Origin of the sequence: Vibrio sp. OPT46, from assembly GCF_015163535.1 — a bacterium.
GTDB lineage: Bacteria > Pseudomonadota > Gammaproteobacteria > Enterobacterales > Vibrionaceae > Vibrio > Vibrio alginolyticus.
Map to the genome: position 1 here is coordinate 26,140 of NZ_JADDYG010000127.1, position 10,399 is coordinate 36,538.

Genomic DNA, 10,399 nt, shown 5'->3' on the forward strand with positions numbered 1-10,399 from the left:
CTTTAGCACCATAAGCAGATGAAATTCATTTACCACCGATTGCTGATTGTTTAATGAAGCAAGCATCCATGCATCTTTGAGTAACTCAACCAACTCAGGGGACAAAGAAGGTGAAGAGTCATTACCACGAGCCAAGTGCATCAGACGGTCATTGCAACGCTCCAACATCGACTCTTTGGCCATTGATGCTTGCAGCAGTGCGGCCTCCCAGCCTTTAGACTGCTGTAACAACTGAACAAACCAATGCTCAGCTTCTATCGCAAAGTGTCCTTTACTTACACAATCTCCAGCAGCCGTTTCTAGGGCACTTTTTAGTAACGGAGTAAGCCTTTTGACCAAGCTTTGTAGTTCAATATTTATCATTCTGTTTCCTAACTTTTCGTCAGTGGCATTTCAACAAACTGTTGACGATCTGATTGATGACTCATCCACGCGGATTGGCCAATTCTTAACGCTTTTTGGTGACTGCCTGATAGCTTCACTCTCGGCAGATACTGGCTATTTACCTTCATATAGAGTGCATACTTGGTATTCACTCCCATATAACTTCTAACCATATGGTCCAGCGCAAGAACCATCTCTTTGTCAGTGCGTATTTTTAAGTAATGCTGATAGTCTTGAGGGCAAATTTTTATGTTGAGTTTCTGCCCCGTCATTGGCGTCGACATCCCGACCAACGCGCCCATACCCAATTGATGATTGTTTCCGGCTTGGCCAATTTGAGTTAACGAACACTCTGTTAGAGGCAAATACTCTAGGCCACTGCGTTCAACCTCAAACTCCGACTCGAAGTAATCTTCTAGCATCGACTTAAGCGCCAATGGGCAGGTTAATTTCAACCCTAATAAGCCGGTGTATTGCACCAAATGAGATTCCGGCATTGGTGCCTTATCTCCAGTCTGTCCAGCCAAACTGGAAAGCATTTTAGTAATAGATTGACGGTCACGATTCCAATGAAACGCCTCTTCCTCAATCTGATACGTCAGCTCATGCTTTTGCTTTGTTTCGCAGTACAAGCGGTAGTAACGGTTATTAAACATGTCGAAAAAGTCGAGTGGTGCTTCATCACCAAGTTCAAAACGCGCTTTTAGTGCATCGCCATACATCGCTCTAGGCATCGAACCAGAGTTGCCAGACAAAGCCGCCAATGATGTCTTTACCGTAAATTCACCCTCTCGCTCCGAAGTAACCGTAGAAACTTCTGCTTGATAGTAAGCTGGGAGAATTTCCGCACTAAACCTCACTTCAGGTCGCTGACCTTTTAAATGAGCCTGATGCTTGAAGATCTGCCACGCTTTTTCTAGCTGCCCCTCAAACGCACCATAAGCGAAACGGCTTACAACAAACTCTTGCACCCAGTTCTCCTCGGGAAGGACAGGTAAACACCGTCTTGGCCTTCCAAATAAATATCCACTTGAGTAAAGCTGTTGAAGCCTGCGAAATAAGCAAAGAAGTGGTCAAGCAAATGACCAAAGAGCGATACACCTCCGTTGACATTACTTGCGTCTAACGTCACCGTAATTTTTGTGCCGTAAGCAAAACATGTTTTTCCTGACACTCGGATCGGAGCCACCACTTGCTCCTGCTCGATATTTTGCAGGGACTCGATATAGATGTGGTTTTGCACCGCTTGGTTGTGGTTATACAAATCAAACACATTTTTCAGCGTAGCGGTTGGGTCATCCGTCCCTAGAATCGCGTGATAGTTAAAGTGCAAATGACAAAGCAGTGCCCATACATTCTTATTTGCGTCACGACTACGCACTGGCAAGGTTGGGCGACGCAGTAAGTTCATAGCCGCAGGAATCGTAAGAGATTCTCGACATGTCACTTGGCTGTTTACAGGCAATGAGCCTGCTCGAATGCCGTCAGTCGCGGTTGTCGTCACCGACCAAACTCTCGACGACGTTGTGGCACTAACATGCCCAATATCAGCCACTTTTAAGCCACTGCGAAGCACGCCTCTTTCGTGGGTATCCTGTACGAGCTGCCAACGAAGTGCAGTCTCTGTACTGTTGTACTTGTCTCCGTAGATCTGACAAACCTTAAACGGTTCGCCCTCCGTCACGTCTAGCACTTCATCAACAGAAAACACTTCCAAATCATTACCCTGACTTGCATCAAGATAAATTAGGTACTGCTTTTGAGTGAAGTCGATTTGCAGAGGTTCTGACACTTTGGTTTGTAGGTTCACCAATGGCGTACAAAACAGAGAAAAATGTTGTGCTTGAATGCTACGCGCTTGCACCACACTCATCTCATTCAAGAAAATCTGAATACGAAACTCTGAGCCGATTGCTTGTTGCATGACATTGCCAAGGTCTAATTTGAATCCTTGAAATCTTTCAGGGAACATGAAGAACTCGGTCAGCAACTTAAAGCCGCCAAAGCTTGCTGCTTGATACGGTAAAATAGTGTCATTCACATCGAAGCCAATTGGCTGTATTGCAGACTTACCTAATGAGTAGCTCTTGCCATTATTCTGGATACACACCTGACAGCCCCCATGGGCGAGTACATCATACAAACGCAACGCGAAGTGGCTTTCACCTTTGAGATGCAGTTTCAACTGGTCAATATCCAGATCACGCAACTCGATACCGCTGTCGGTTGCCTTAATCGTCAGCTCCAACATCGCTTTTGCGTTTTCTGCACCCGTAGGCTTAGCCAGTTCAAATGGCGCAAACAGCACTTCAGCCGAAGCAACTTGAATTGGAAGCAGCGCTATATCTTCGGAAGTGCGAAACACCACTGGCTCACCAGATTCACTCGCGACATCAAATTCTGTGCCTTTAGGTATACTGTGCTTTGCATTCGCTTCTTCAAAAATAGCGAAGTCCAACATGCTGTATGACGGCACTGGCCTTAGATAATGCGGGAACAACAAGTTCACCAAGCTTTCTGTCAGCTCTGGGTAAGACTCATCCAAGCGCTGCTGCAGTTTGCCGTTCATCAAGGCAACACTTTCAATTAAACGCGCGATCTGAGGATCATCAATACTGTCTTTACGCATTCCCAACGTACGAGCCGTCCCCGGATGACGTTCCGCGAACTGAGAGGCTTCATTGCGAATAAAGCGCAGTTCCTGTTCAAAATAGGAAAGCAATGAATCAGACAAAATTCGACTTCCTTACATCTAGTTTGTTGCTGCTCAAATCCAAAAAAGAATCCAATACGATCGCCTCATCACCGAGCTCTGAATGCACTACGGCGGAAAGGCGAAAGCTCAATTGGTTGCTACCCAATTCCCCTTCTTGAACATCAATCTCTACCTGGCTCAGGCGAGGTTCGAAGTTTCGAATCAGCACTTCAATTTCTGCGACAATGTCACTGGTGTTGTTTTTACTTTGAGCACGAGCCATGTTGCGCATACCGAACTCGGCAATCGTTCCTTTTTCCGATAAAAACATCTCTGAGCACAGAGGTGCTCGGCTGGAAATAAGATCACAGACGTTATCAACAATCGCATCTCGAACACTGTCGATATCGTCATTCCAGCTTTGGGTTAACTTAGCCATTAAGCTCACGATGTCTCTCCAACCTCACTGCCAGATACCGAGGTAGTTAACACCACTTTCGCATCCATCATTTCGTATTGATATTGAGGCTGAAGCATGATCTCGCATAGGTAGCGGGTTTTATCATGAGGAGCCTCTTCAATGCGTACATAGCAAGACCGCAACGGATATCGGGCAAGTACGGCATCCTCGCCATAATTGACGTTGCTAATGAACTGCTCTAGCCATCGCTCTAGACTGCGTCGACAACTTTCTGCGCTGTCATATCGACCAACTTGGTCACGAATTTGAACCTTGATGTAATGGGCAAATCGGCAAGCCATTAGATTGGTTTGGAGCATACCGAGCTGACGTTGAGCTTCATCAGGCGCTTGCCAAACAGATTGATTGCTAAAGAAACCTTTATGGCCACTTAAGTAAATACTGGTTAAAGGCATGAACCCTTGAGACGACCAAAAGCCATCTTCTTCACTGTAGATGTCTACCTTGGTCTTAAGCTCTTTTGAGTCCTGAACGATCGCCCCATACGAACCTGTCTCATCGTAAGAACGCAGGAATCCAAACCAACTGATTCGGTCAAACTCTCGCATTACATTACCGAGCAAGAGGTAAGCGCTGCTGCCCCATAAGGCATATTTCTCTTGCTGGCGTTCGTTAAAAACAAACCCAGCCTGATATTGACGATATGGTTGACGAATCAAATGCTCTGGCATCACCAAATGCAAAAATCGTGATGAGCTTTTTTCTCGTAGCAGCTGCCATGAAACAAAATCTCGACTAGTAAGAATGCGATCAATTCTCGCACTGTCGTGAAGCAGCCTTCTTGGTTCATCACCAAAGAAAAACTCGTCGGTTCCGAGCACCATTGGACAAAAAGATAGCTCCCCCAGCTCAGAGAGCAGTTGAAGGGTGTAGAGATCGTCATACTCCTGATCATCGGCGTAATCAGCCGAGACCTTGTGGTCGACCATCACCATGCCAAATGGGCTACCACCGGCGGTATCCAGCTCATTTGAATACAGCTTTCGGTATAGGGATGACTGCTTTAGATCGAAAGAGTAATTGAGATCTGCCGAAACCATACTCCAACTCAAGTCGAGCATTTTGATTTTGACTCGACGCTGGGATACTTGCAGCTGCGCTAACGATTTAAGCCCCGTCCAAGAGGCTTCTAACTGCTTATAGTTAGGGTGTTGGATAACGTCCGACAACTGTTCACTTATTGACGTATCAATCTCGGAGATCAAACGAACCAACAATGCTTTGAATTGAGCCACCGACTGACTTTTCGCGCACAGTAACAGCTCCTGCCAGGCAGGATTCTCAGCTAAAATGCGGTCAAATTCGGAATCTGTATACATCAGCGACTCAGTTCAAAACATTCGGGGGACGGCGCCCCCGAATAGAATTAGCCAGGAATGTTCGCAACCATTCGTAGTGAAGTGGTTAGCTCTTCCATTTGCAGCCAAGGGCGTAAGTAAGCCACTGCAGAGTAAGCACCTGGGCGTCCAGCTTGCTCTTCTACTGTCACTTTTGCTTCAACCAATGGATGTGTTGCTTTCGCATCGTTACCAATCGCATTTGGGTTAACGTATTGGTTGATCCAAGAGTTCAACTCTTTCTCAACGTCGTTTGGATCTATGTTTGAACCAATACGATCACGGCCCATTACTTTTAGGTACTGTGCGATTCGGCTGCTTGCCATTGTGTATGGAAGACGTGCTGAAATTGCCGCGTTTGCCGTTGCATCTGGGTCTGTGTACGTTTTTGGTTTATGCGCAGTCTGAGCACCCATAAACACCGCGTAGTTGGTGTTTTTGTAGTGAACCAGTGGCAAGAAGCCAAGATCACTCAGCTCCTTCTCACGCTCATCCGTTAGGTTAACTTCTGTCGGACATTGCTGTAGCAAATCACCAGCATCAGAGTAGTGAGTGAAGTTTGGCAGGTTCTCGACTTTACCGCCGTTCTCAGTACCACGGATCGCCGTGCACCAACCGTACTTGGTGTAAGCTTGAGTCATCAGAAGACCAAACTCATACGCCGCATTGCTCCATACAAAATCGCCGTCTGAAGACACAACTTGCTGACCGTTGTCGCGAGTTTGAAGCTCTTCAAATGCAAATGATTTAACTGGAACAGTTTCTGCACCGTAAGGAAGGCGAGCCATCGTTTTCGGTAGAGTCAGAGCAACGTAGCGTGAGTCATCGCTTTCACGGAATGCATTCCAGCTTGCGTATGCTGGAGAATCAAAGCCTGCTGCAACTGGCTTGCCTTCAGAAAAGCTACTGAATGCGTTAAAGTCGAACATACTTGCATTCGCGGCAGCAACGAAAGGTGCGTGAGATGCAGAAGCAACTTCACCCATGTAACGTAGCAGAGCAACGTCTTCATCACCGTAACCAAACTCGTAGTCACCTAGCAGTGCACCGTATGGCTGACCACCCGCTGTACCAAATTCTTCTTGATAAACCATATTGAAGAAACGGCTGCGATCGATCGCTGGTGCATCTTCAAACTGCTCTAGCAATTCGTCTTTGGTGTAATCCGCCAGTTTGATTTTCAGATCTGGGCCTAGCTCGCTGTTTTTCACAAGCTTTTGCAAACCTAGCCATGAGCCTTCCATTTTTTGGAACTCACCGTTTTGCATCACCGTTGACAGCTGCTCAGAGATTTTGCTGTCTAGCGCGCTGATTGCTTTTTCAATCGTCAACGTTAGGTTCTTATCCCAAGTCACTGTACCTTCCAGCGCTTGAGAAGCCATGATGCTCAATAGCTCTTTTGTCGTATCTACTGGTGTTTGTGCTGTTGCGTTGATCGCTCGGTCAAGAAAGCTCTGCGTTGCTTCTGCTTCAGTAGCACCTTGTACTGCTTGTTGTTCTACAGACATTATTCCGCTCCCTCTTTGCTCAAACCTAGTTCTTGAGCTAAACCATTGATGGCATCTGCGCTTTGCAGAACTTCTTTCAGTAGACGCTCAAGATCTCTCGAACGATCGGCTTTGCTTAGCAGTACTTTTAGTTGGTTACGTGTTTCAACCAACTGCTTAAGCGGCTCAATTTGATCAACTAAGTTCTCTGGGTGGAAATCTTTCATCGAACGGAAGCTTAAGTTCACTTCAAACTGGCTATCATCATTAGCTAGCTTGTTATCAACCTTGTACGAAAGACGCGGGTGAATTTGACCCATCACTGTATCGAAGTTGTCTTTATCGATACCCGTGAACTCTCGTTCTTCTAAATCAACTTTTTCTGATTCTGGTTTGTGGCCTGAAAAGTCGCCAATTACGCCAACAACAAACGGCAGCTCTTTCGTCTCTACAGCGCCGTTCGTTTCAACGTCATAAGTGATGCTGACACGGTTCTTACTAACGCGCTTATGTTGTGAGTTCAATGCCATAACGGTGTCCTAAAATGAGATATTCATGAAATAGACATGCCACTGAACGTGGCATGTCTAATGAAAGAATTACTTACCAGAAGTCATTTTTCCGGTCGGTAGGTCGTAAGTCACAACACCACCGCTTTGTAGTTCACCGCCTTCTTTCTCGTAGTGATGTTTCTGAGAAATAGAAGTGTAAGAAAGAGATAGGCTTTCGTACGGTTGAGAACCGTCAGTGCCGCTCACGTTGTAAGAAACTAGACGCGCTTTTTCTAGCTTAACTTGGAAGTAAACGTCTGCACCCTGGCCATCGTTAGAAGGCTTAGTAAATGCAATCTCAACTGTTTTACCTTCTTTACCTGGGTTGAAGAGGTAAGACAGTAGATCTTCAGAAGCACCATCAACTTCTTTAGTTACGCTAACTTCGCTTACGCCAACCATGCCTGAATCCGCATTGGTGCCGTTACCGATGTCCATAGCAACGTTACGAACGCCACCCCAAGAGTAAGAGTTGATTGCAAACCAACCGTCATTTTTACCTTCAGCCGTTTCTAGCTGACCGATAGTCGCTGCGCCCTCAACTTGAAGACCGCTTACACGCATGTAAATACTTGCCATGATTTTTCCTTATTTTTTAAACACAATTACCAACTCAGAGCCGACGTAGCGGATGATTGTGGTTTTTCATCTTGCTTAGATTGGGTATCTACAGGGGAAGTCTGAGATACATGCTCTTCGACACTTGGCGGCTCCGAAACGGGAGGCGTCGCTTGAGGTGTCTGGGGGCTTTTAATGTCCACCGTTGGAGTACTCACCTCCGGCAGCAAAACCTGATCGAGATGATTCAATCCGGCGGCATTAAAAATCGTACTAAGAGCGTCACCGTTTTGTTCCGACATCATTTCTTGCAGCAACTCAGGTAAGGATAAATATCCCCATCGAATCGCTTTTTCTAACAAGAATGAAATTGGGCTATGCGGTTCGCTCTGGCGAAAATAATCAGAGACTTCTCTCAGCAAATGGAAAGCTAAGTCTCGGTTCATGTTGTTTAAGTTACCCAGTTCAGAGAGGTTTCCTGCGTGTAAGTGTTGACTTACGGTCTGAGCCTGCTCCGATGCCATAGGTATTGGCTCTATCTGTTTTGCATCCATATCGCTTGGCTGATGACCTTCAGAAACTGAACTTTCGGCAACCTCTTGCTCTACTGCCTTAGCCTCCGCTTTCGGGGCCAACTTAATTCCGCTTAAATGAACCAAAGCGTTTTCAACGCGGGTAAGCAGTGACTTCGCAAATCCAAAGTTGGTAGTTTGAATGCCTACAGACTGACAATGAGTGCTCACTAACGAAGACAAACGCTCCAACTGGGAGATACAACGTTTGGCATTTTCCATCTTGAATTGAATCGCGGAACGCTCTTGCGCCACCGTGGTGGTAAGCGTAGATTTCAGTTGGCTAATTTCGCCTTTTCTCTCTGCACTTTGAAAATCAAAAAACGTTACGTCCCCAACTAAGGGCAGTTGCAGCATCGGTGCATAGAGAATCGAGCTTTCCTCGCTATCACCAACTAATTGGAAAAATGCTTTAACTTTCGCATCAGCTTGCTCTCTCTCTTTGCCCTTATCATCATCAGATTTGAGCTTTTCAACTGGCAGTACAGGGTTGAGGTGCTCCCAGTACTTCTCACTTAAATCGGCTAACCACTCAAGGCTATTCGCAGCACTTTCTAACGTGGTATCGAGAAGGAATTGAGCGGCAATAAACCATGATATGAGCTCGATATCTCTGGTTGTATTTGAAAACTGTTCGAACAAGCTGTCTGAAAGAGTCTTCCAGCTATTTAGACATGCCTCTTGTAACGCGTCTTTCTCGTCGGCACTGGGGTTTTGACTTAGCTTACGCAGAGCTGTTTGCGCGACATTAAATTCATTACGTAATGGGCGAAAAGCACCTTTATCCAGTTTAAGGTAAACGCCACAGATAGAATCATCACTCAGAGGTGTAGAAAGTTGCTCAATTTGATGCTTTGAAAAAGGCATAGGTTTCCACTCTATTTCAACTATCCGTTCAAGTTCCAATTAAGTTCAATCGCTATTCCTCCTGAAAGAAAAAAGCTATAGTTATTAAATTAGCTTAGCCTGAAAGACTCTTATTTTTTCGAAAAACAACATCTTACTGAAATCACCTCACACTAAGTGATAAACATATTAATTGCTAATGATATATTTTTTAGTTGAGGTATAGAGATAGCAATTTAAGCCATATTTAGTTGACATTTAGGTCATCCGACCTCTTGCCGAGAGAAAAATAAGAAAAAAAACATAAACCCATGATTTAAGTGATTTAAAATGCAAGATAACGCTATAAATAAATATATTAACGACATCTTAAACACTCAGAAAATAGATATGCACCAATAAATAATTAGCGAGAAAATTTATCATTTAAAGTTAATCATCTTTGAGAATGACCTCAAAGCAATCGGTTTTATCAATTTTAAATAGTAATATGTTAAACAAATCACCTTGAATTAAGATCTAACTCGAAATAGATTAAATGCGTAAGTCCTGAACGTTGATGTCATTACATCAAGTAATAATGATATCAATTGTTATTTAATAGTGAATTAAGTGAATATGAGCAGTAATGAACTAAAGCACCAAACCCGCTCCCTCACCATCAAGCTTTCAGATGGCAAAAGTTGTATTGTCACCCAATTAATTGGAGAGGAAAGCATATCTGGAGGTTGCAAGTTTTCCGTTTCCATCGCGGCAAACATGGAGATCGATACCAAAAACCTAGGCAAAGCAGTTTGTGTATCTTACGAGTTTGATGTCGGAAAGCGCTTTTTTTCAGGCATATGTAGCACTCTGCAATTCACAGGATATAGCAAAGACAAGCACCAGTTTTATTATCAAATAGAGATATTGGATCCGCTTAGCTTACTGAAATACAAGCGAAGTCGTCAGATTTTTCAAAACATGACAACGAAACAGATCATTGAAAATCTGTTAGAAAAAGCTGATCTCAAAAGCTATTTTCACTTTTCCCTTTCCACAAATGGGAAAAAACATGAGTATTGTGTTCAACTTGATGAAACCGACCAAGCTTTTATACGGCGCTTGTTAGCAAGCGAAGGTTGGCACTACTACGTACGCCATCAATCCAATAAGTCGACAGTCAGCATTGGCGATTCAAATCAACGATTTGAGAAAATGTCTGGTCCAAATTTAAGCTATCAAATAGGTGGCAACAATCAGCAGCACGTACTAACAACGTGGAGTCAAGCCCACCATGTTGGCAGTGGAAAGGTATCTGTCGCCGATCATACTCAAGATATGGCTGAATTTTTTGATAGCGGCACCCGAAGAAGCACCGAAAGTTATGCACCAACTTCATTGACACAAGAACTCTTTGCACTTGGTCACGAGAATAAAAATGAAGTCCGTGACGCAGCAAAAATGCATATGGAAGCGTTAGATCTTAAGAAGTCAGCCTCTCACTCA

The 10,399-nt window shown here is 44.6% G+C and carries 9 protein-coding genes and 1 pseudogene; 1 reads left to right on the plus strand and 9 read right to left on the minus strand.

Annotated features, from left to right (window positions below; all coding sequences use genetic code 11):
* The 9 genes and pseudogenes from IQR33_RS32365 to IQR33_RS05560 form a co-directional block, all read right to left on the minus strand.
* Positions 1-363: pseudogene (locus tag IQR33_RS32365) on the minus strand (type VI secretion system ATPase TssH); the annotation flags it as partial.
* Positions 364-371: 8 nt separating this feature from the next.
* Positions 372-1,355 (minus strand): type VI secretion system baseplate subunit TssG, encoded by a 984-nt coding sequence (locus tag IQR33_RS05525; protein ID WP_140184289.1) that lies wholly within the window; start codon positions 1,353-1,355, stop codon positions 372-374.
* Complete coding sequence (gene tssF / locus IQR33_RS05530; protein WP_140184290.1) at positions 1,337-3,118, minus strand: type VI secretion system baseplate subunit TssF; 1,782 nt, start codon at positions 3,116-3,118, stop codon at positions 1,337-1,339. The genes IQR33_RS05525 and tssF overlap by 19 nt, the downstream gene beginning before the upstream one ends.
* On the minus strand, positions 3,111-3,527 hold the full coding sequence (tssE, locus tag IQR33_RS05535) for a type VI secretion system baseplate subunit TssE (RefSeq protein WP_010446924.1): 417 nt from the start codon (positions 3,525-3,527) through the stop codon (positions 3,111-3,113). The genes tssF and tssE overlap by 8 nt, the downstream gene beginning before the upstream one ends.
* Complete coding sequence (locus tag IQR33_RS05540; RefSeq protein ID WP_038886657.1) at positions 3,524-4,879, minus strand: type VI secretion system contractile sheath domain-containing protein; 1,356 nt, start codon at positions 4,877-4,879, stop codon at positions 3,524-3,526. Before IQR33_RS05540 ends, tssE begins: the two co-directional genes overlap by 4 nt.
* A 47-nt stretch (positions 4,880-4,926) precedes the next feature.
* Complete coding sequence (gene tssC, locus IQR33_RS05545) at positions 4,927-6,405, minus strand: type VI secretion system contractile sheath large subunit (protein WP_140184291.1); 1,479 nt, start codon at positions 6,403-6,405, stop codon at positions 4,927-4,929.
* Positions 6,405-6,914 carry a type VI secretion system contractile sheath small subunit gene (gene tssB / locus IQR33_RS05550; RefSeq protein WP_008219012.1) on the minus strand — a complete coding sequence of 170 codons (510 nt, stop codon included), beginning with the start codon at positions 6,912-6,914 and terminating at the stop codon, positions 6,405-6,407. Before tssB ends, tssC begins: the two co-directional genes overlap by 1 nt.
* Positions 6,915-6,983: 69 nt before the next feature.
* Positions 6,984-7,514 carry an Hcp family type VI secretion system effector gene (locus tag IQR33_RS05555; RefSeq protein WP_008219014.1) on the minus strand — a complete coding sequence of 177 codons (531 nt, stop codon included), beginning with the start codon at positions 7,512-7,514 and terminating at the stop codon, positions 6,984-6,986.
* Between the two features lie 26 nt (positions 7,515-7,540).
* The gene (locus tag IQR33_RS05560; RefSeq protein ID WP_140184292.1) at positions 7,541-8,932 is read right to left on the minus strand and encodes an ImpA family type VI secretion system protein; all 1,392 of its coding nucleotides are present in this window, start codon (positions 8,930-8,932) and stop codon (positions 7,541-7,543) included.
* 597 nt (positions 8,933-9,529) lie between these two features.
* Between IQR33_RS05560 and IQR33_RS32370 the strand changes: the two genes are divergently transcribed.
* Positions 9,530-10,399 (plus strand): phage late control D family protein (locus IQR33_RS32370; RefSeq protein WP_228013776.1); only part of this gene is annotated, 870 nt, incomplete at its 3' end.

Excerpts from the sequence above, each read along its gene's own strand:
- IQR33_RS05540 (WP_038886657.1), bottom strand. The coding sequence starts at position 4,879 with ATGTATACAGATTCCGAATTTGACCGCATTTTAGCTGAGAATCCTGCC.
- tssC (WP_140184291.1), bottom strand. The coding sequence starts at position 6,405 with ATGTCTGTAGAACAACAAGCAGTACAAGGTGCTACTGAAGCAGAAGCA.
- tssB (WP_008219012.1), bottom strand. The coding sequence starts at position 6,914 with ATGGCATTGAACTCACAACATAAGCGCGTTAGTAAGAACCGTGTCAGC.
- IQR33_RS05555 (WP_008219014.1), bottom strand. The coding sequence starts at position 7,514 with ATGGCAAGTATTTACATGCGTGTAAGCGGTCTTCAAGTTGAGGGCGCA.
- IQR33_RS05560 (WP_140184292.1), bottom strand. The coding sequence starts at position 8,932 with ATGCCTTTTTCAAAGCATCAAATTGAGCAACTTTCTACACCTCTGAGT.